This is a genomic window from Moorella sp. E308F, from assembly GCF_006538365.1.
Classification (GTDB): domain Bacteria; phylum Bacillota; class DSM-521; order Neomoorellales; family Neomoorellaceae; genus Neomoorella.
Map to the genome: position 1 here is coordinate 915,424 of NZ_BJKN01000001.1, position 19,402 is coordinate 934,825.

At 50.3% G+C, this 19,402-nt stretch carries 21 protein-coding genes and 1 pseudogene; all 22 read left to right on the plus strand.

Annotation, left to right across the window (positions count from 1 at the left end; all coding sequences use genetic code 11):
- The first annotated feature begins 244 nt into the window (after positions 1-244).
- The 22 genes and pseudogenes from E308F_RS04605 to E308F_RS15720 all read left to right on the plus strand — a co-directional run bounded on the left by E308F_RS04605 (position 245) and on the right by E308F_RS15720 (position 19,391).
- Positions 245-1,690, plus strand: a complete 1,446-nt coding sequence (locus tag E308F_RS04605; protein WP_141263749.1) for a flippase — start codon at positions 245-247, stop codon at positions 1,688-1,690.
- A gap of 14 nt (positions 1,691-1,704) precedes the next feature.
- On the plus strand, positions 1,705-4,248 hold the full coding sequence (locus E308F_RS04610) for a Coenzyme F420 hydrogenase/dehydrogenase, beta subunit C-terminal domain (RefSeq protein WP_141263750.1): 2,544 nt from the start codon (positions 1,705-1,707) through the stop codon (positions 4,246-4,248).
- A gap of 141 nt (positions 4,249-4,389) precedes the next feature.
- Positions 4,390-5,415: a dTDP-glucose 4,6-dehydratase gene (rfbB, locus tag E308F_RS04615; RefSeq protein WP_216364444.1), complete on the plus strand. Its 1,026-nt coding sequence runs from the start codon at positions 4,390-4,392 to the stop codon at positions 5,413-5,415.
- Positions 5,412-6,266, plus strand: a complete 855-nt coding sequence (rfbD, locus tag E308F_RS04620) for a dTDP-4-dehydrorhamnose reductase (protein WP_141263752.1) — start codon at positions 5,412-5,414, stop codon at positions 6,264-6,266. The genes rfbB and rfbD overlap by 4 nt, the downstream gene beginning before the upstream one ends.
- Positions 6,263-6,718: a dTDP-4-dehydrorhamnose 3,5-epimerase family protein gene (locus tag E308F_RS04625; protein WP_141263753.1), complete on the plus strand. Its 456-nt coding sequence runs from the start codon at positions 6,263-6,265 to the stop codon at positions 6,716-6,718. Before rfbD ends, E308F_RS04625 begins: the two co-directional genes overlap by 4 nt.
- 16 nt (positions 6,719-6,734) lie before the next feature.
- Entirely contained in the window at positions 6,735-7,802 is a 1,068-nt protein-coding gene (locus E308F_RS04630; protein WP_141263754.1) for a glucose-1-phosphate thymidylyltransferase, read from the plus strand.
- An 84-nt stretch (positions 7,803-7,886) separates the two neighbouring features.
- Positions 7,887-8,201: a hypothetical protein gene (locus E308F_RS04635; RefSeq protein ID WP_071521344.1), complete on the plus strand. Its 315-nt coding sequence runs from the start codon at positions 7,887-7,889 to the stop codon at positions 8,199-8,201.
- A gap of 4 nt (positions 8,202-8,205) precedes the next feature.
- Entirely contained in the window at positions 8,206-8,691 is a 486-nt protein-coding gene (locus tag E308F_RS16100; RefSeq protein ID WP_216364445.1) for a type II toxin-antitoxin system HicB family antitoxin, read from the plus strand.
- Complete coding sequence (locus E308F_RS16810; protein WP_071541048.1) at positions 8,660-8,875, plus strand: type II toxin-antitoxin system HicA family toxin; 216 nt, start codon at positions 8,660-8,662, stop codon at positions 8,873-8,875. The genes E308F_RS16100 and E308F_RS16810 overlap by 32 nt, the downstream gene beginning before the upstream one ends.
- 314 nt (positions 8,876-9,189) lie before the next feature.
- A pseudogene (locus tag E308F_RS04650) lies at positions 9,190-9,879 on the plus strand (Rpn family recombination-promoting nuclease/putative transposase); the annotation flags it as partial.
- 49 nt (positions 9,880-9,928) lie between these two features.
- Entirely contained in the window at positions 9,929-10,594 is a 666-nt protein-coding gene (locus E308F_RS04655; RefSeq protein WP_141263755.1) for an IS607 family transposase, read from the plus strand.
- On the plus strand, positions 10,557-12,266 hold the full coding sequence (locus E308F_RS04660) for an IS200/IS605 family accessory protein TnpB-related protein (RefSeq protein ID WP_141263756.1): 1,710 nt from the start codon (positions 10,557-10,559) through the stop codon (positions 12,264-12,266). Before E308F_RS04655 ends, E308F_RS04660 begins: the two co-directional genes overlap by 38 nt.
- 292 nt (positions 12,267-12,558) lie before the next feature.
- Positions 12,559-12,864, plus strand: a complete 306-nt coding sequence (locus E308F_RS04665; protein WP_253260391.1) for a DUF4351 domain-containing protein — start codon at positions 12,559-12,561, stop codon at positions 12,862-12,864.
- A gap of 176 nt (positions 12,865-13,040) precedes the next feature.
- Entirely contained in the window at positions 13,041-13,283 is a 243-nt protein-coding gene (locus E308F_RS04670) for a CopG family transcriptional regulator (protein ID WP_141263757.1), read from the plus strand.
- Positions 13,273-13,707 carry a PIN domain-containing protein gene (locus E308F_RS04675; protein ID WP_141263758.1) on the plus strand — a complete coding sequence of 145 codons (435 nt, stop codon included), beginning with the start codon at positions 13,273-13,275 and terminating at the stop codon, positions 13,705-13,707. The genes E308F_RS04670 and E308F_RS04675 overlap by 11 nt, the downstream gene beginning before the upstream one ends.
- A 98-nt stretch (positions 13,708-13,805) precedes the next feature.
- Positions 13,806-13,970 (plus strand): hypothetical protein, encoded by a 165-nt coding sequence (locus E308F_RS15715; protein ID WP_172613823.1) that lies wholly within the window; start codon positions 13,806-13,808, stop codon positions 13,968-13,970.
- Between the two features lie 70 nt (positions 13,971-14,040).
- Positions 14,041-14,325, plus strand: a complete 285-nt coding sequence (locus E308F_RS04680) for a helix-turn-helix domain-containing protein (protein ID WP_141263759.1) — start codon at positions 14,041-14,043, stop codon at positions 14,323-14,325.
- A complete protein-coding gene (locus E308F_RS04685) occupies positions 14,322-14,642 on the plus strand; it encodes a type II toxin-antitoxin system VapC family toxin (protein ID WP_172613824.1) in 321 nt (106 codons plus the stop codon). Before E308F_RS04680 ends, E308F_RS04685 begins: the two co-directional genes overlap by 4 nt.
- A 113-nt stretch (positions 14,643-14,755) precedes the next feature.
- Positions 14,756-15,190: a nucleotidyltransferase domain-containing protein gene (locus E308F_RS04690; RefSeq protein ID WP_170066333.1), complete on the plus strand. Its 435-nt coding sequence runs from the start codon at positions 14,756-14,758 to the stop codon at positions 15,188-15,190.
- Positions 15,180-15,617: a type VII toxin-antitoxin system HepT family RNase toxin gene (hepT, locus tag E308F_RS04695; protein ID WP_253260392.1), complete on the plus strand. Its 438-nt coding sequence runs from the start codon at positions 15,180-15,182 to the stop codon at positions 15,615-15,617. The genes E308F_RS04690 and hepT overlap by 11 nt, the downstream gene beginning before the upstream one ends.
- Before the next feature lie 75 nt (positions 15,618-15,692).
- Positions 15,693-16,253: a metal-dependent hydrolase gene (locus tag E308F_RS04700; protein ID WP_141263761.1), complete on the plus strand. Its 561-nt coding sequence runs from the start codon at positions 15,693-15,695 to the stop codon at positions 16,251-16,253.
- A gap of 180 nt (positions 16,254-16,433) precedes the next feature.
- A complete protein-coding gene (locus E308F_RS15720) occupies positions 16,434-19,391 on the plus strand; it encodes an S-layer homology domain-containing protein (protein ID WP_172613825.1) in 2,958 nt (985 codons plus the stop codon).
- Positions 19,392-19,402: the final 11 nt, after the last annotated feature.

Sequence of the window (19,402 nt, forward strand, 5' to 3'; positions counted from 1 at the left end):
AACTCTGCCCCCCATTTGCCGGATGAATAATTAAGCTTGTTTTAGCCCCCATCTCAGAAATCGGTGGGGGTTCTTTATTCTTATCTTACGTAAGGGCAAAAAGTGGGTTATATTTGACGCTTACCTTATTTCTAATGGTGATGTTATATATGTAAATGGCGGAACCAAGATGATAATGAAATAAGTAGAACTTAGTTATTTAATTATTGCAGGTACAGAGGGTTAGTTAGAGGATGTGGGTTCTATGAACACTGTTCAGCTTGTGGCAAAGAATACCGTAGTTAGCCTTGGCAGCCAAGTGTTGGGGTACGCATTTAGTTTTTTATTTACGATGCATGCAGCCCGGTACCTTGGTGCACAGGGGTTCGGAGTTATTTCCTTTGCCCTAGCTTTTGTTAGCATGTTTATCATATTTGCTGACCTCGGTTTAAGCCCACTTATGACCAGGGAAGTAGCGCGAGAACCTGATATAGCAGCAGCAAATTTCTTAGGTAATACAATTACTATGAAACTTGTACTTAGCTCTTTTACCTACCTGATGATCGTTATGGCCACTGTTGCACTCAATTACGACAGGATAGCCTTAATGGTGGTTTCACTAATTGGAGCGCAGGCTATTCTTAATAATTTTTCGCAACTGTTTTACTCACTGTATCAGGGATATCAAAGACTAGAATACCAGGCCGGAGGATGTGTTCTTAATAGCCTGCTCATGCTTGCTGGTGCTATTGTAGCTATACGCCAGGGGTGGACTGTAATCGGCTTTGCCGGTATATATTTAGTTAGCAGTGTGTGTGTATTAATCTACAATTTGATAATCGTACGTTTGAAATTTGTGACATTAACTTTTAAGTTTAACGTAAATCTTTGGCCACAAATGCTTAAGAAGGCGTTCCCCTTTACAATCACCTTATTTGTTGCTGCCCTATTCTTGCGCATAGACATAATCTTCATTTCAAAGCTACTCGGGGACACATACGCAGGTCTATATAATGCTGCCGTAACCATCATTACAGTATTGATATTTGCCGCCGATGCAGTGATCCTAGCCACATTCCCGGTGACTTCCAAGCTTTTTGTTGAACGACTAGAGTTACTGGCTAAGGCCGTAGAGCGCTCTGCAAAATACCTGTGCCTGTTGGGCTTACCTTTGGCCGTAGGCGCAATAATATTGGCAGACCGTATATTGCTGTTGGTATATGGACCTGACTTTGTGCAGTCAGTTTTGCCTTTTCGCTTGTTATCTTTATATGTACCTATTCGCTTTGTTAGTCACGCACTAGGGTGGGCGCTACCATCCATGGATAGGGAGCCTTTACGTACGATAAGTGCAGCCTTAGCAGTTGCTGTAAACATTTTGCTAGATTGGCTACTCATTCCTATATATGGTTTAATTGGGGCAAGCGTAGGTACGATTACCGCCCAGATTGTGCTTTTTATCCTGTACTATCACTTCGTATCAAAGTATCTCTGTAGAGTGCATTTATTCTTTCCTGCTCTCAAGGCTGTGTTTTCTTCTGCCATTATGGCAACGTTGGTGCTGGTATTAAAAACTCAAGTGCCTTTGGTCGTGGTGGTAGGTTTGGGGTCTCTCGTCTATTTTACAATGCTCTGTTTGCTAAGGGCATTTGATGCCGAGGATAAAGAACTTCTTACTATGGTGTTTAGACGTATTGTTATTGCCCATTAGTTGGGGGTGGAAGAATGTCAACTATACGCAATATTTTCGGTAGCACTATTTTAGAAGTCGTATCTTCGGGGCGATGTACTGGGTGTGGTACTTGTGTATCACTATGTCCGCAAAATGCTATAACGTTGCAAATTGATCCTGAGGCGGGAAGTTACATTCCCGAAGTGGACACTGAAAAATGCAGCAGTTGTCGCGTTTGCAGAAAAGTATGCCCGGGTTTTTCGCTGGACGATACGGCTTTGAAAGAGAAGTATATCGATGAAGTTGAACCAGTAGCTCTGTTAGGTGATTACGTATTCTGTTCTATCGGCCACGCTGCGGATGATAATATTCGTTACAACGCAGCTTCTGGCGGGTTGATTACCCAACTATTGGTTTTTGCTCTGGAAAATGGCATTATTGAAGGAGCACTTGTCACCAGGATGCGCCGGAGCGACCCTTTAGTTCCGGAACCTTTCATCGCCCGGAGAAAAGAAGAGATAATCGAGGCGGCAACCTCGAAGTACTGCCCGGTCCCTTTGAATTTACTGTTGTCAGCTTTGAACGAAGTTCAAGAAGAAAAAATTGCTGTGGTAGGCCTGCCATGCCATATTAGGGCCATAAAGAAAGCATGTGGGCTGCGTTCAGTCATCAACAGAAAGATTGTTTTATATTTTGGACTTGTTTGTTCACATACAGATTCATTCAAAGGGACAGGTTTTATCCTAAACAAAATTGGCCGTGGCGATAAGCCTTTGGAAGTTTCATATCGAGGTAATGGCTGGCCGGGCAGCATCAGAGTTACTTATTCTGGCAAAGAGGCCAGGGTGCCATGGGAAACTCCTCTATGGAGAGTATTTCACGACAGCCTTTTCTTCGCTCCGCAAGCATGTTTTTATTGTTCGGATCTCGTCGCCGAACAAGCTGACCTCTCCTTTGGGGACGCATGGCTACCTGAAATAATAAAGGCGGAACGCAAAGGGGAATCGATTCTTATATGCAGGACGGAGAAAGGACGGTCTTTAGTTGATACTGCATTAGCCTCTGGTATAGTGTATCTTAAGCCGCTAGACCCGTGGGATGTGGTTCGTTCACAAAAGATTTTTTTTCATTTCAAGAAGATAAATATCCTCGTTCGAGATGCCCGCCATAAAAAAGATCAAGTATCTATTTCGCGAGGGAACAAGTTGATAGCCTGGATGGTGAAGTTTTCTCGGTTGTGGGGAACTTCTATTATCGGTAGATTCATTCTTAGCAAGCTGCCCATTAGTATACCCGATTTCTATGTAAGAATTTTTTACAAGGTTTATTCATCGGTCATCCTAAGGGACTTCAATAGGTTGATACAAAAAAAGGGGCTAAACGTTCTTGTACTTCATGCTCATTGGAACAACCGAGGTGACGAGGCTGCAGTTCGTGCCATGGTAGACTCTTTGCGGACCGCATTGCCCATTAACAAAATATCCATCATGCTGATGACGAAAACCGGTAACACCTACCCTGATGACCAAGTAGAAGTGCTTAATCTATATCCTGGCTCTAAATTAGAGTATTTAGACGCACTAGTGACTTGCTTAACTTGCGGAAAGATATCTTTTACAAGTTCCGGTAAGCGTTTTTTGTCAGGTATTGATAAAGCAGACTTTGTTATTCATGCACCTGGCGGTCCAAGTATCGGTGACTTATACGGTGGCAGGCTAGGGGACCTGCCTTATCTTTATCGCTTACTATTGGCTAAGATCATAAAGGGTAAGCCCCTATTTTTTTACGCTCCTTCTATGGGTCCATTTTTAGAAAAGCGTTGGAATTGTTTGCGCCTCCTACTTTTAAAACGCACCGATAAGATAATCGTCAGAGAGAGAATATCTGCGAGTTACTTGAAGGAACAACTTGGGCTAGATGCATGCGTAACTGTGGATGCTGCCCTTCAGAATGAGATTTCAGTTTCATATTTGGAACGGTATGAAGGTCTCACTTCTTTGCTAGATGAACTATGCCGCAACAAATACGTAGGAATGGTAGTAACCGATCTTAAATGGCACCCTGTTTACAAACATAATCTACAGGTAGGCCAAAAAGTTATTAATTCTTTTAAGGAGTTGGCCGAAACCTTGACGGGCAAGGGCTATAAGATCCTTTTGATTCCTCAGTTATTCGGAGACGATAGTGATTATCATTTATTGGAAGAACTGGCTGCTGTAAATAAACGTAACATGATTATTCTATCGCCAGAAGTAGATGCATACGCACAGCAAGTTTTAATCTCGAAACTATTTTGTATGATTAGCTCCAGGTATCACCCAGTGATATTTGCCACTAAGGCAGGAATACCCAGTATTTCCGTTTATTATGAGCATAAAACAAAGGGGTTTCTGGAAATAGCAGGTTTGAGTAAATATGGGATAGATGTCCGGGACGTCACGCCTGAGCAGCTATATAATTTGTTTAGTCTCATTGAAAAGGATTACTCTCAAATAAGAAAACAGTTGTTGCTGGTAAGATCAAGTCTAAGAGAAAAGGCGTCACATACTACTAGCTTGATTGTCCAATCGCTAAGAGACAGAGGATTGCTTACGTAAGTATCTTTTAAATACATTTAGGAAATTATCCGTTGGATCTTTAAGTGTTATCCATTAAACAGTATACAATTTGCATATTACCCGCGTTTTTTATGAATAGTTAACCATTGTGTTAAAAATGGGAATATGGAGGTAAAAATTTTGCATACTATCCTAATTACAGGCGGGGCCGGATTTATCGGCAGCAATTTTATAAAATACTTTTTGCAAAAGTACCCATACCGGTTGATCAATTTTGATAAACTGACTTATGCCGGGAGCCTGGAGAACCTGGACGATATAAGAGATGACCCCCGCTATACTTTCATCCGCGGGGATATAGCCGATGAGCAGTGCGTAAGGAGCGTTTTTTCCCAGGGGGTTGATGCGGTTGTTAACTTTGCGGCCGAGTCCCATGTGGATCGCAGCATTGAGGATGCCAGTCCTTTTATCCGCACCAATGTTGAAGGGACCCGCGTGCTGCTGGAGGCGGCCCGGCGTTATGGGGTGGAAAGGTTTATCCAGGTTTCCACTGACGAGGTTTACGGCTCCCTGGGGGCGGAAGGGTATTTTACGGAAAACTCTCCCCTGAATCCCAGCAGTCCTTACTCGGCCAGCAAGGCGGCGGCTGACCTGTTGGCCCTGGCTTACTATAAAACCTACAACCTGCCGGTGATCGTTACCCGCTGCTCTAATAACTACGGGCCGTACCAGTTTCCGGAAAAGCTGATCCCCCTGATGATCACCAATGCTTTGGAGGACAGGCCCCTGCCGGTTTACGGCGACGGGCTGAACGTGCGCGACTGGCTGCACGTGTGGGACCACTGCGCTGCCCTGGATCTGGTCCTCCATAAAGGCCGCCCCGGAGAGATCTACAATATCGGCGGCAGTAACGAAAGGACTAACATTGAGATAGTCCGCCGGGTGGTGCGCGAGCTGGGCAAGCCGGAATCTCTGATTACCTTTGTCCGGGACCGGCCGGGCCATGACCGCCGCTACGCCATAGACGCTGCCAAGCTGCGCCGGGAGCTGGGCTGGCAGCCGGCCTATGATTTTGAGCAGGGCCTGAAAGAGACCATCAGGTGGTACTGCGAGAACCGGGACTGGTGGCGGAAAATCAAGTCCGGGGAGTACCGGGACTACTACCGGCGGATGTATGCCGCCAGGCTGGGGGAGGCCCGGGGATGAAAATTGTCATTACCGGCGGCCGCGGGCAGCTCGGGCGGGAGCTGGCGGGGGTGCTTCTGGAGGCCGGCGGGCGTGAGGTTATCAGCCCGGGGCGCCAGGAACTCGATGTGACCAGGATGGAAGAAGTCATCCGGGCGTTTAAAGCCTTTTCGCCGGAGGTCGTTATCCACGCCGCCGCCGCTACCAATGTGGACCAGTGTGAGCTGGATCATGATTGGGCCTACCTGGTGAACGCCCTGGGCACCCGCAATGTGGCGGCCGCTGCCGCTATGGTGGAGGCCAAGCTTGTTTATATCAGCACCGATTATGTCTTTAACGGCCGGGCAGGGCGGCCCTATACGGAGTTTGATACTCCGGATCCCATCAACATCTACGGCAAATCAAAGCTGGCCGGGGAGCGCTACGCGGCCGAACTTTGCCCGCGCTATTTTATTGTCCGCACCTCCTGGCTTTACGGCCGCCATGGGAAGAACTTTGTCAAAACGATGCTGGACCTGGCGGAGAAACGAGACGAAATCGCTGTGGTTAATGATCAGGTCGGCTCGCCCACTTATGTCGGGGACCTGGCCCGCTTTATCGCCGGCCTGATTGAAACCGAGCTGTACGGCATCTACCACGCCAGCAACGGCGGCGAGTGTTCCTGGTTTGACTTTGCCCGGGAAATCTTTCGCCTGGCGGGACTGGACCACGTCAGGGTCCGGCCAATTTCTTCGGCGGAATTAAACCGCCCGGCCCCCCGGCCGGCTTATTCGGTGCTGGACAATTACTGTATAAGGCTGCAGGGCCTGCCGGACTTACGCTGCTGGCAGGAAGCCCTGCGGGATTTCTTGAAGGGAGAGGTGCTCTCATGATTGCTGGGGTGCAAGTCAAAAAACTGGTCAGGCACTGCGACGACCGGGGTTTCTTTATGGAAATCTTACGGGAAGATGACGAAATATTTTCCCGCTTCGGCCAGGCTTCCATGTCCAAGTCCTATCCCGGCGTTATCAAGGCCTTTCACTACCACGAGCACCAGGACGACCTGTGGTTTTTCCCGGTGGGCAATGCCCAGGTGGTCCTTTACGACCTGCGGGAGGATTCCCCTACCAGGGGAGAAACAAATGTTTTCTACCTGGGTGAGGACAACCCCGTTTTGCTCCTCATACCCCGCATGGTGGCCCACGGCTACCGCGTGCTGGGGAGTGAACCGGCCATTATAATCTATTTCACCACCGCTCCCTACAATCGTTCCCATCCGGACGAAAAACGCATCCCCTGGAACGACCCGACCATCGGCTTTGACTGGACCACCAAGTACCGTTAAAAAGAGGTGGAAGGCAATGAAAGCCCTGATTCTGTCCGGCGGCAAGGGTACGCGCCTGCGCCCCCTTACCTACACGACGGCCAAGCAGCTCATCCCCGTAGCCAACAAGCCTATTATCTTTTTTGTCCTGGACCAGATTGTGGAGGCGGGGATTCGCGATATCGGCGTAATCATCTCCCCGGAAACGGGAGGCCTGGTCAGGGAGGCCCTGGGGGACGGGTCCCGCTGGGGAGCGCAAATCACCTATATTTTGCAGGAGAAGCCCCTGGGGCTGGCCCACGCCGTCAAGACGGCTCGCCCTTACTTGGGGGACGACCCTTTCCTGATGTTTTTGGGCGATAACCTCATCCAGGGCGGGGTGAGTAAAGCGGTGCAGGATTTTCTGGGCGAGGGTTTCCCGGCCCTGATTATGTTAAAGGAAGTGGCCGACCCGCGGGCCTTCGGCGTGGCGGTGTTGGACGGCGACAACCGGGTAGTGAGGCTGGTAGAAAAACCCAAAGATCCGCCGTCAAACCTGGCCCTGGTGGGCATCTACCTCTTTACCCCGGTCATCCACCGGGCCATTGAAGGCCTCAAACCCTCCTGGCGGGGGGAGCTGGAGATTACCGACGCCATCCAGGAGCTTCTGAATATGGGTTACAACGTGGCCGCCCGTAAAGTAGAGGGCTGGTGGCTGGATACGGGCAAAAAGGACGATATCCTGGAGGCCAACCGGGCGGTGCTTGATGCTTACGCCCGGCTGGATATCCAGGGCGAAGTAGATGCTGAAAGCCACTTGAGCGGCCGGGTGGAAATCGGCGCCGGCACGGTGGTGAAAAACAGCGTGGTCAGGGGGCCGGTCGTTATCGGTAGGGACTGTGTAGTGGAAAACTGCTTCATCGGCCCGTTTACCGCCGTGGGCAGCAACTGCCGCCTTTATAATGTGGGTCTGGAGCATTCAGTGATCCTGGAAGGCTGCGAGATCAAGGACGTCCAGCGCATTGAGGACAGCCTGCTGGGGAAGAGCGCCCGGGTCTGCCACGCCGGGGATAACCGCCGGGCCCTGCGCATGTTTTTGGGTGATGATGCGGAGCTGGTGATATAGAGGCCCTCCATTCTGTCGGCCTGGCAGGGTGGATGGCATGAGTATTTAAGGAAAAGGTATAATAGTGAAAGGAGCCACAAATAAATGTCCGGGCAAGAAAAAAACATACAACAGAATCCTGAATGGCTGCCTTTAATCGCCGATCAGCAGGCGATGCATATTGAATTCATTGATCTGGTCCAGAGTTCGGCGAACCCGGAGATAGTAGTGCTAAACTTTATTCAGCGGTTCCCAGAATCAACCCCTCTACCGGGACATCAACCCCAGGAAGGGGCAATAGGCAGGTTGGTAGCTCGCTTTGCTTTCACCTGGCCTCATATTGAGAGGATACGGGACCTACTCGACCGGCTTTTAACCCAACGTGAGAATAGCCAAATTGCAAGTGAGGGGGGAAAGTAATATAATGAATGCAAGGAATAGAATTGCTGGTATCATGCCGGACTTTCAACCTATTACCAATATCAATCAGAATATTAACCAGACTACTATCAACATTACCTTAAATTTGCCTGCCCAGAATTCCACCCTTGAAAGTTTTTATCCTCCCCAAAAGGGATCAAAGGAGGAAAGGGCCAAAATGGGAAGAGGGGCATTCACTACTTTTATACAAGCAGCAATGAAAGAAGCTGTCATCGAACGGCTAGAAGATGGTACATTCTTTGCCGAAATACCTCCGTGCCCTGGTGTTTGGGCGGACGGAAAAGATGAAAAGGAATGTCTAGCCACTTTGCAGGAAGTTCTGGAAGAGTGGCTTCTTTTTAAACTGCGGGATGGGGATAACGATATTCCTGTTTTAGGCGGCGCAGATCTAAATCATAAATGGCAAGAAGATCATGCTTGGGTAGGGGAGAACAACCTTGAATCCGGTCAGCAGGACAGAATTAATTAAGCGCCTTAGGAAGTTGGGTTACGAGGGGCCTTTCCATGGTTCTAAGCATAATTTTATGCGCCGGGGTAGACATAAACTTCGCATACCTAATCCGCATGGTGATGACATAAGTGTTTCGTTATTAATCAGAATTTTAAGAGAAGCGGGTATTAGCAAAGAAGAATGGGATAGCTTGGGTGAATGACTATAACTCATTTCTATAGTTATATATTGCAGTGGCGAAGCTGATGGCCGTGCTGGCCGGTGTTTAATTAAATTTTACTTTATAAGCTCTATGTCCATAATACGGAGTGGGGACGGAGATGGTACGGCGATGGTTGCCGCTGTGTAGTTAAGTATAATTTAATTTGTTCAGTGAACGTGATGGAGATGCGCCTATTGCCCTGGGATGTTATATGGTAAAATAAAAAAGGAGAATTATCCCTGAAGCCCTCAATCGATCTCCCGATCAAACATTTGGTTCAAATTCTTGCAGCGTTTATGGGGGAACAGTAGCGAATGAACATCGATCACGACCGTCTTTTTAAGGAACTAATCGAGACCTTTTTTGCTGAATTCATGCAAGCCTTTTTCCCCCGGGCATATGAAGCCATTGATTTTACCCATGTAAGATTCCTGCAGCAGGAAGTCTTTACCGACGTCACTGCCGGCGAAAAACACGAAGTCGATATTCTGGTAGAGACCCGCCTTAAAGGCGAAGAAGGCCTGATCATGGTCCACATCGAGCCGCAAAGTTATGTGCAAAAAGAATTCAACGAGAGGATGTTTATCTACTTCAGTCGCCTTTACGAACAGCACCGCTGCAAGATCCTGCCGATAGCCATTTTTACTTACGACCAGGTGCGGGACGAACCCGATACATTCACGACAGGATTTACTTTTCTAGACGTATTGCGCTTTCGTTTCTATAAACTGGAACTAAAGAAGCTACCGTGGCGGGAATATATTCACAGCAACAATCCGGTAGCAGCCGCGCTTCTTAGTAAAATGGGATTTAAAGATGAAGAGAGGGTCCAGGTAAAGTTAGAATTCCTGCGCATGCTGACCAGGTTAAAACTGGACCCGGCGCGGATGGAGATGCTGGCCGGATTCTTCGAGAGCTACCTGAAGCTAAACCAGGAGGAAGAAGAAAGACTCAACTGTGAACTGGGTAGAATCGATAAGAAGGAGGTTAGTAGCAGCTACCAACAGATTAATAAATATTGACAAAACATAACAAAAAGCTTACCATAAATTTATGGAACTATTAACCATCAGCAAAGCGGCAAAGAAACTGGGCGTCCATCCCAACAGCCTGCGCAACTGGGAAAAGCGGGGCTTAATCAAGCCCGTGCGTTTGCCTGGAGGCCAGCGCCGGTACTCTATGGATGAACTCAATAAGCTTCTACAGTCCGGCCAATTGACTGGCGGACGCGAGGCAGTCGTGCTGTACGCCCGGGTGTCCACCAAAAAGCAGGCCGATGCCGGCAACCTGGAACGGCAGATGGGGCGGCTGCGCCATTATGCTGGAGAACACGGGTTTACCATCAGGGCGGAATTTGCGGACGTGGCCAGCGGCTTGAACCAGAAGCGCCGTGGCCTGGCCAACGTACTCAAGTTAGCCGAGCAGGGTGAGTATAAGAAACTTATTATTGAGTACCCCGACCGGCTGGCCCGTTTCGGATATTCGTACATTGAGCGTCATTTAAAATACTGTGGCGTAGAAATAATCGCCATAGCGGAAAAAGAGCCGGAAGACGCTCAAAGCGAATTGGTGAAAGATTTGCTGGCCATAGTCACGTCATTTACTGCCAGGTTATACGGGGCCAGGGGCGGCAAAAAAGTGAGGCAGGGGTTTCGGGAACTAATCGCGGGAGTGGAGCTGGATGAAGAAACAGCGAAAGAACAAAAAGAGAATGAGTGAACTTAACGGCGGTCTTAAGTATACCGTCTGCGGCGAGTGGTTTCCGGAAGCTTACCCTGCTTACCGGTCCGAGAAATGGGGCCGGGGGGATGAAGACCCGCTGGAAACCGAGATGCGGCTTTTCTGCGCCTGCGGGCGCTGGGCCTTCAACCGGCTTATAGAAGGCCGTTCCCGGGAAGAACTCAAACAAGAAGGCCAGCGGGTATTCGGCTTAAATTCCCGCTACTGTGACGATGCCATACTGAAAGCGAGGGCTGTCATAGAAACGCAAAAGGAACTCCTGGCGCTGGAAATCGAGGAAACAGAAACCAAACTGAGCCGGGCTAAAAAGAAACTCCGCTGGGCTGAAAAAGATCTGGACAAAGCGATTAAGGTTAATGATCCTGCAAAAATAGAAAAAGCCAAACGGGCATTCCACGGCCGTAAGGCCCGGGTCCAAAAGCTTGCCGCTAAACTGGCCGAACTCCAGAAGCATGAAGCTGACGGCACTATTCCCAAGGTAGTTTTTGGGGGACGCGCCTTATGGCGGCAGGTCTGCCGGGGCAAGGCCAGCCGGGAAGAATGGCGCCACACCCGGCAGAACCGGTTATACGCCCGGGGCGACGAAACAAAAGGCGGCAACCCCAACATGAAGGTGGCGTACCAGGAAGGGAGATTTACCCTGGCAGTCACTATTTCCCATCTATCCGAGCAGAAAGGTACTGACAGCAAAGGAAGGCCCATAATGACCAGGGCACCGCGGGTGGAAGGAAAGCTCTGGCTGCCGGAAAAACACCGGCTCAAGGTATGGGGGTTGCTTCTTTCCGGCGCACCCTATAACGTTGAATTAATTAGAGGCCGGGATGGCCGGTACAGGGTCCATATCGCCTTCACCATGACGGCGCCTGAATTGGCGACCGACCCCAACCGCGGCTACCTTGGGATAGACACCAACCCAGATGGGGTAGCTCTGGCTAACGTTAATTATTTTGGCCAGCCCGAGCCCTGGCCGGAAGGCTTCACTGTTCCTTATCCCAAAGCCTTGCACAAATTTGCCGGAGAGTTTCAGACGATAGTACACCCGAACGGTTTTCTTTACATCAAGATGCCGGAACTGGCTTACAGCCGCAGTTTCAGGCGCGCTTACCTCATCGGCGTCCTGGCCCGGGTAGTGGTGGACATTGCCAAAACATTAGGCAAGCCCATCGCCTTAGAAGACCTGGACTTCGGCAAAGACCGGCTGGACACCGATAAAAAGTTCAACCGCATGGCGGCCAACTTCCCCTACCGGAAGATAACCGAAGCCATCGCCCGTAAAGCCTACCAAGAAGGCGTCGGGGTAAAGCCGGTCCGGCCGGCCCACACTTCCACCATCGGCTTTTGGAAATACATGGAGCGGTACGGGGTGACAATCCACCATGCCGCCGCGATGGCGATTGCCCGCCGGGCAATAGGTTTTAAAGAACACATCACCAAAGAGTTAAAACAAAAAATCCAAGCCGTTAAAGAAAAGCTGAACCAAAAGGCGAATTCCTTGCCTGGGGAAGGAAAAGGGATGACCCGAAAGGTGAAGCGGCAAATCATGCGGCTGGGCGAAAAGGTTTCCGTTCATAACGGTTTAGACCGCTATAAACAGGAATCCTTTTATTCTGTCTGGCATGACTTGAAGCAGCTCGCTTTATCAAGTAGGTAACCCCGTTAGCCGGTATCGGACAAACCGGTAGGCCGCATCTAACAGATCGCGCGGAGGCGTCCGGCACCTGAAAGAATAAAGTGCTGGACCACTTGACGGTCGACGCAAGGCGAGAACTTTTATGGTTCTCCTTAAGGCCGCGCCTTGCGCCCGTGAAGTGCCGTTCTCCCGTCCGGGTGAGACTCCCGGGGCCGAGGTCTCCCTGTCGCGCAGCCTGCTCCCAGGGGCAGGCAAATCAAATCCGAAAGGAGCGAGAACCTGGTCATGGGGAGGCCGCCTAATAAGGATTGACATGATGTGTCAAGAATTGTTGGGTTTTTTGAACCAGGCTGAGACAATCATGCAGATTACTACCAGTTGGCATGAAAGAGGCCGGATGGAAGGCAGAATGGAAGGCCGGATGGAAGCCCAAAAAGAAACGATTCTTAAATATCTCTCCCGCAGGTTTGGGGAACAACCGGCTGACCTGGAGGAAAAGGTGCAGAAAATAAGCGACCTCCAAATCCTGGACCGCATTCTGGATGAGCTGTTTACTGCCGGTACTATAGAAGAAGCGCGGGCAATTATTTTAGGAAAGATCGCCGGGAACCTCCAGTAGGTGCTTTTAGGCTCCGAACAACTGCGCTGCCGGCTCCGGAGTACGCCTAACGGGCGATTTGGGGATCAGCGGTAAGGATGGGCAGGTTTTCTATCCGGGCGTGGGTAGCAAGAAGCTGAAAGGCCTTGTATATCACGTAAATATGGGTTACACTTATTTACGTGGAGGTGTTTAAAATGGAATATCAAAATATTACTTTATCCCTACCAAAGCAGGTACTGCAAAAGGTTAAGCATTTAGCCATAGAGAGGCAAACCTCTGTGTCGGGCCTTTTGGCTCGAACCCTTGAGGAACTCGTCCGGCAAGAAGATAGCTACGCCAAGGCTCGCGAACGCCATACTGCTTTGTTAAGAAATGGTTTTTGCCTTGGTACCGAGGGTAGAATTACCTGGCGGAGAGCAGATATCCATGAACGATAATTTAAGGCGCCAGTTCGTCGATACTAATGTCCTCGTTTATGCTCATGATATCTCGGCGGGTATAAAACATGAGAAGGCCAGGGATCTTATATTAAGTTTGTGGGACTCCCGTCAGGGCTGTATTAGTCTGCAGGTGCTGCAAGAGTTTTACGTGACGATAGTTCAAAAGGTAGCAAAACCGATTGCACCAGAAACGGCCGCAAGGATAATTGCCGATTTAGGCCAGTGGACACTGCATGTGCCTGATGTCGAGGATGTTCTGGAAGCTATTGAAATCCAGCAGCGGAATGAATTATCATTTTGGGATTCGCTTATTATCTGCAGCGCCAAAAAATTGGGCTGCGATGTTATCTGGACCGAAGACCTTAATACCGGCCAGCGTTACGAAGGGATAGTGGTTTTAAACCCGTTCCATCTGGACTAAGCAATCTGCTGATTTGCAAGAAAAATTGCAGCCGCTTACATTTTGTGTCCTGGCCTGGTGAATCTACCCCAATCCCGGTCTTGAGGAGATGCTGGCCTATGCCGACTGAACTGTGGCGCGGGCTTTTTCGAACAGCCCTGGCCATCCTGGCGGGCCGAAATATTGCTGCCGATGCTTGGACCTTACTGCAAAGCCGTATCGGAGAATTACAAAGCGAGATGCCTCCAAAATTTAATCCCACAACTATTGACATAGAACCGTAAATTAGTTGACATAGCGGTCATAAGGGAATAAAATTTGCCATAAGAGAACAAATGATTGGGTGGGTACCTTATGAGTAAAATTCTTTATCCACCGGCAGAATTAGCCAGGATGCTTAAAGTCAGCGAGCGCACTATAAGGCGTTGGGTGCAAAAGGGGGATTTGCCAGCCTTGCGCTATGGACGGCAACTGCGCATACCGGCGAGCGCTTTAGAAAAATTAGGACGCCCGGCAGCAGAAATGTCTAACAAAAGCGATTGGCTGGCAAAATGCCGGGCCGCGCGGGCAATGATGCCCCTGAGGGGCGATAGTGCGAAGATCTTGCAGCAGATCCGGTTAGATAAGGCAGGCCGGTGAACTGGATGGACGTGCGCCTTAAAGAAGTTTGTGTCGATGCCTGCCTGGTAGTCAAACTAGTTATAAACGAACCAGACAGCGCGCTGGCAGATGCCCTTTTTGCCTGGTGGCAGGAGCAGGGGGTTCAGTTAATAGCCCCGGTTTTTTGTCCTGTAGAAATAGATAGTGTTATTAGACGCAGGACAGTAATTACCAACCCCGAAGAAAGATTAACACCGGAACAGGCGGAAATTGCTTTTGAAGCCGTACAAGCTATTCCCTTAAAAACTATCAGTGTCCCCGGTCAACGGCGCCGGGCATGGGAACTGGCTGTATAATAATGTTAAGGGCAGGTTGCCTTATGTCCGTCTCCTCAGTGAATTTGCTTCGGAGTTGATGAGTTGAGGGATACCTCATAGGGATGACAATCAAAGTGAAGGAAGGTAGGAGTTTGGAACGGTTTAAGTTCTATTCCTTGACTGATGAGGAGAAGCATAGCCTGCTTCAAAGAATTGCTGCCTGTTTAAAAGGAAGAGAGGAGATAGCCTTTGCCTATCTTCACGGTTCTTTTCTCTGTGAAGGTCCTTTCAGGGATATTGATCTGGCCGTTTATATCAATGATGAGGGGATAGATTCAGATTACTTCCTTTATGAGATGCAGTTGGAAGATTCCCTCCGGCAGCTCATTCCTTTCCCGATCGATGTCAGGGTTATTAATAGAGCTCCTTTATCCTTCAAATATACCGTTCTAAAAAACGGTTACCTGTTAATAGAGAATGTCCCCAATATCAGAGTTGATTTTGAGGAATACACGCTGGACAGGTATTTTGATTTTGCCCCGTTTCGGAAACGCTATTTAAAGGAGACGCTTGGCCTTGAAATTTGATGCTTTAAAAGCCGGCAAACTTCTTGCTGCGTTCAAGCAGGCTCAAAAGCGGCTGCAAGACCTGGCCCGTTTGCCCAAAGAGGAGTTTTTGGCTGATCCTGATAAAATAGGCAGCGCTAAATATCATTTCATCGTGGCCATTGAAGCAGCCATTGATTTAAGCAATCATATTATCGCTAGAAACAATTTGAGAATACCGGAGGATTACGCTGATACCTTTCGTGTTTTGGGTGAGGCTGGCATTTTTCCTTCTGAATTTACTGCTACTCTCATTAAAATGGCTAGATTCAGGAACAGGCTGGTCCATATTTATTGGGACGTGGATAATGATACCCTCTATAATATTTTAGTGAACGGGCTCAAAGATCTCGATGCTTATTTAAAGGCAATGGGCAAATTTTTCACTGGTAACAAGGAAGAGCCCTAGATTCACGGTGCGGCCCATTTTTTACGCTACCGTGAGGTTGATTTTCTTTAGAAAGGAAGCACGTGGGCATAGCTGATGCTGTTTTTAGGTCACGCGGGTTTGACCCTGGCGGCAGCCAGGGTGATAGAAAAGGTGATGGATTCAGGCGGCAGGAAAAGGCCGGACGGTAGGCCGCGGCCGCCGGGGCCGATAGATTACCGCCTGGTCCTTATCGGTTCTATGCTGCCGGACATTATCGACAAGCCCCTGGGCGGGGTAATTTTCAAGGAAACCCTGGGTAACGGCCGTATCTACGCCCATACCCTGGTTTTTTTATTATTTGCCTGTTCCGCCGGCCTGCTGTGGTGGCGGCGTTGCCGGCGGCCGGGGGGCCTGATCCTGGCAGGTGGGAGCCTTATGCACCACCTGCTGGACGGGATGTGGCGCTATCCGGCTACTTTCCTCTGGCCCCTGTACGGCTGGGGCTTTCCCCGGGGCCGCCCGGAAGAGTGGTTCTGGCAGTGGCTGGCGGGGCTCCTGCACGACCCTTCTGTGTATGTGCCGGAAGCAGCCGGCGGTATCGTTCTTCTGTTCATTTTTGGACAGCTTATCTGCCGGGGAGGGGTGATGGCGTTTTTGAGGCGGGGCAGGTTGTAGTGGAAAGGCTCGAGGTGTTTGCAATGTTTGATGGTAAACTTTTCTTATTGGTTTTGGTTTTTTAGGAGGATTATTACCAAAAATGGCGAATATAGCAAGTGAACTGGAGGGAGTTAACAAAATTTGCCTCTGAAAGGCTCGTTACGGGCGGGTCCGGAGGGGGCGTTAGGAGGGTTAGATGTGCGCATCAAGGGTTTATGGTCGTACCTGGCCGTTGTTGTTTGCCTGAGCCTGGTGCTGGCCGGCATCCCGGCCGTGCCTCATGCCACGGCGTCGTCTAGCGACCCGGTAGGCGAGCTGGTTGAGAGGCTCCAGCCGGTGTATAACTGCCTGGACGCGGGGGATAAGCAAGTTATACAGGCGGCGAAGGATGAGATTGCGGGGCTTGATAAAAACGTCATTGAGGGTATTATAGCTAGCAATGGGCTAATAACCCAGGCAGTGACTTCGCGCCTTGGTGATAATGCCGTCTCTACTCTAGCTGAAATGCTTAAGGAAGCAGCAGCCATTCAATATTCCACAGATGCAGGCGAACTTCAAAATAGACTACAGGCTTTTCGCAGTACATGGGGTTCGACGGTGAGCAATCTTCTGGGTGAAGGTGTCACCCTGGACGACGCTTGGCAGTTTGTAATAGATACGGAGCGGGCGATGCCGGGGGTGCTTAAAAACAATCTGACTGACCTGTCTGGATTCATCCGGGATAAAAACTACAACGAGATTTTAGAAGCCTTCGAGCAGTACCTGCGGCAGGCAGCCCTCAGCGTCCAGTCGCCCTTCCGGTACAGTATTGAGCAGCTCGGCTGGAGCGTCGAAAAGCTGGTCAATGTAAAGGACGCCCTGCGTGATACAGTAGATGGTAAAGCCGCCGAGCAGGCCCTGTTGAAAGGCTACATACGCTCGGTGACGGTACCGCAGGAGAATACTAGCGTTCCTATTTATGCCGGCAGCACCAAGGCCTACAACCTTAAGGTGCAGGTACCTGGCGGGAGCACGACCTTCAATATTCCAGGTAGCGTGTTAAAATGGAAATCATTAGATACCAGTATTGCCGATTTTGATAATTATAGTAATATCCTCCGGGCCAAAGCAGGGGGAACGGTCAAGGTACGGGCGTTCCACCCTGGCAACATGGCCGACAATGCCTGGCTGGCTGAATTTACCGTGACAGTTCAGCCACCTATACCTGTAACAATTGGAACACCGGTAGAAGTTAATTTAGGAACTCAGTTAAGTGACCTTGTCGATCCATCTTCTGGCGAACTCAAGGAACCTGCTACCTTGACTTTCGGCGATGATGCTAGCATCCAGATTGTTCTGCCAGCAGGGTTTAAATTGCCAGCCGATGCCAAACTAACAGTTGAGAAAAAAGATGCTAATAGCGTACAACCACCACCGTCTGGCGTTGCAATCAGCGGCGAGGTTGTTGATATTTCCTTTCCCAAAATGCCGGCAGGACAAAAGGTGACCATCGGCCTAAAAAGAAAAACCGATACAGATAAAGTTGCCATTTTCTACCTAAATAACAACAAATGGGAATATCAGCCGAGCTGGCTGGATGGGGATATCGTTAAAGCGGAAGTTGAACACTTCTCGACTTACGCAGTTCTGCAGGATACCACCCCGCCGGCTAATGTTACCCTAACCAAGGGAGATGTTACCAGTTCAAGTGTGGTATTGAATTTTTCGGCTGCCGATAGTTCAGGGATCAAGGGTTACGATATTATTCGCAACAACAATAAAATTAACGCCCAGCTGATAACAGGCAACACTTATACTGACACCGGCCTTAGCGCGTCAACAACCTATACTTATAAAGTAATAGCCCATGATAATCTGGAGAATACGGCCGCAAGCCCTGAACTTATTGTAACCACTAGCGCTGCTTCCGGCAGTGGCGGTGGCGGAGGCGGCGGCGGGGGTGGCGGTGCCCCTCAAACCGGGCAGCCTACCACCACTACCACCGACTTCGGCCAGGTAACGGTCGACAAATCGACGGGCAGCGTGACGACCACAATCGATGCGGCCAAAGCGGCCGAGCTGATCGCCCAGACTTCCGGCCCGGTGGTCTTTAAGGCCGACATCCCGGCCGACGTGACCGTCAAGACCGCTACGGTGGAACTGCCGGCCGCCGTCTTTACCAAAGCCGCGGAAGCCGGTAAGGCCCTTTCCCTGGAAGTGGCCGGCGTCAAGGCGCTTCTCCCGGCAGGAGTGATACCGCCGGAGATCCTGGCCGACCCGGAAACAAAAATTAATTTCGCCTTCCAGGTCCTGGACGAAGCAGAGGCCCGGGCGTTTACCGGCGGCCTCCCGGCCGGCATGCGCCAGGCGGCGGACGTTATCGAGATCGACCTGTATAGTGTTAAGGGCGACGACCAGCAGGCGGTAACCCCGGCGAAACCGGTAACCCTTACCTTGACCTATCGCCCGCAGGGTGTGGACGCCGACAAGCTGGGCATCTATCGTTACAATGTAGCTGCCGGCGCCTGGGAATACAGGGGCGGCCGGGTCGATAAGACCACCAATACTATCAGCGCCGTCCTCAATTCCTTCTCGAAGTACACGGTGCTGGCCTACGATAAAACCTTCAGCGACATTCAGGGACACTGGGCCCAGCGGGATATCGAGATCATGGCTGCCCGCCACGTTGCGGCCGGCATCACGACCAGCGAATTCAATCCGGAAGGCCAGGTAACGCGGGCGGAATTTACGGCCTTCCTGCTCCGCGCCCTGGGTATCAGTGAGGATAGAACCGCTGCCAATCCCTTTACTGATATCCAGCCCGACGATTGGTACTACGGCGCCGTAGTGACTGCCTCCAGGACCGGCCTGGTGGCCGGCTATGAGGACGGCAGCTTCCGTCCCGATCGGGCCATCAGCCGCCAGGAGATGGCCGCCATGTTGAGCAGGGCCCTGGCTTACGCCGGCCGGAAGGTGGACGTTACCGGTCGGGTGGATGATATCTTGAGCAGGTTCAGCGACAGCGGCAGCATTGCGGCCTGGGCCAGGAAGAGCGCGGCTGTGGCGGTAGAGTCCGGGCTGATTGTCGGCCGGACGGCCACCACCTTTGTGCCTCTGGGCAATGCCACCCGGGCGGAAACGGTGGTCATGCTCAAGCGGCTGCAGGACCGCATCTAAGTCTAACTTGC

Coding starts and splice junctions, on each gene's coding strand:
- E308F_RS04660 (WP_141263756.1), top strand. CDS start 10,557: ATGAAGAAACAGCGAAAGAACAAAAAGAGAATGAGTGAACTTAACGGC.
- E308F_RS04670 (WP_141263757.1), top strand. CDS start 13,041: ATGGAATATCAAAATATTACTTTATCCCTACCAAAGCAGGTACTGCAA.
- E308F_RS04610 (WP_141263750.1), top strand. CDS start 1,705: ATGTCAACTATACGCAATATTTTCGGTAGCACTATTTTAGAAGTCGTA.
- E308F_RS04605 (WP_141263749.1), top strand. CDS start 245: ATGAACACTGTTCAGCTTGTGGCAAAGAATACCGTAGTTAGCCTTGGC.
- E308F_RS04625 (WP_141263753.1), top strand. CDS start 6,263: ATGATTGCTGGGGTGCAAGTCAAAAAACTGGTCAGGCACTGCGACGAC.
- E308F_RS16100 (WP_216364445.1), top strand. CDS start 8,206: ATGAATGCAAGGAATAGAATTGCTGGTATCATGCCGGACTTTCAACCT.
- E308F_RS04700 (WP_141263761.1), top strand. CDS start 15,693: ATGCTGTTTTTAGGTCACGCGGGTTTGACCCTGGCGGCAGCCAGGGTG.
- E308F_RS04675 (WP_141263758.1), top strand. CDS start 13,273: ATGAACGATAATTTAAGGCGCCAGTTCGTCGATACTAATGTCCTCGTT.
- E308F_RS04635 (WP_071521344.1), top strand. CDS start 7,887: ATGTCCGGGCAAGAAAAAAACATACAACAGAATCCTGAATGGCTGCCT.
- E308F_RS04655 (WP_141263755.1), top strand. CDS start 9,929: ATGGAACTATTAACCATCAGCAAAGCGGCAAAGAAACTGGGCGTCCAT.
- E308F_RS04630 (WP_141263754.1), top strand. CDS start 6,735: ATGAAAGCCCTGATTCTGTCCGGCGGCAAGGGTACGCGCCTGCGCCCC.
- E308F_RS04665 (WP_253260391.1), top strand. CDS start 12,559: ATGATGTGTCAAGAATTGTTGGGTTTTTTGAACCAGGCTGAGACAATC.
- rfbD (WP_141263752.1), top strand. CDS start 5,412: ATGAAAATTGTCATTACCGGCGGCCGCGGGCAGCTCGGGCGGGAGCTG.
- E308F_RS15715 (WP_172613823.1), top strand. CDS start 13,806: ATGCCGACTGAACTGTGGCGCGGGCTTTTTCGAACAGCCCTGGCCATC.
- E308F_RS04680 (WP_141263759.1), top strand. CDS start 14,041: ATGAGTAAAATTCTTTATCCACCGGCAGAATTAGCCAGGATGCTTAAA.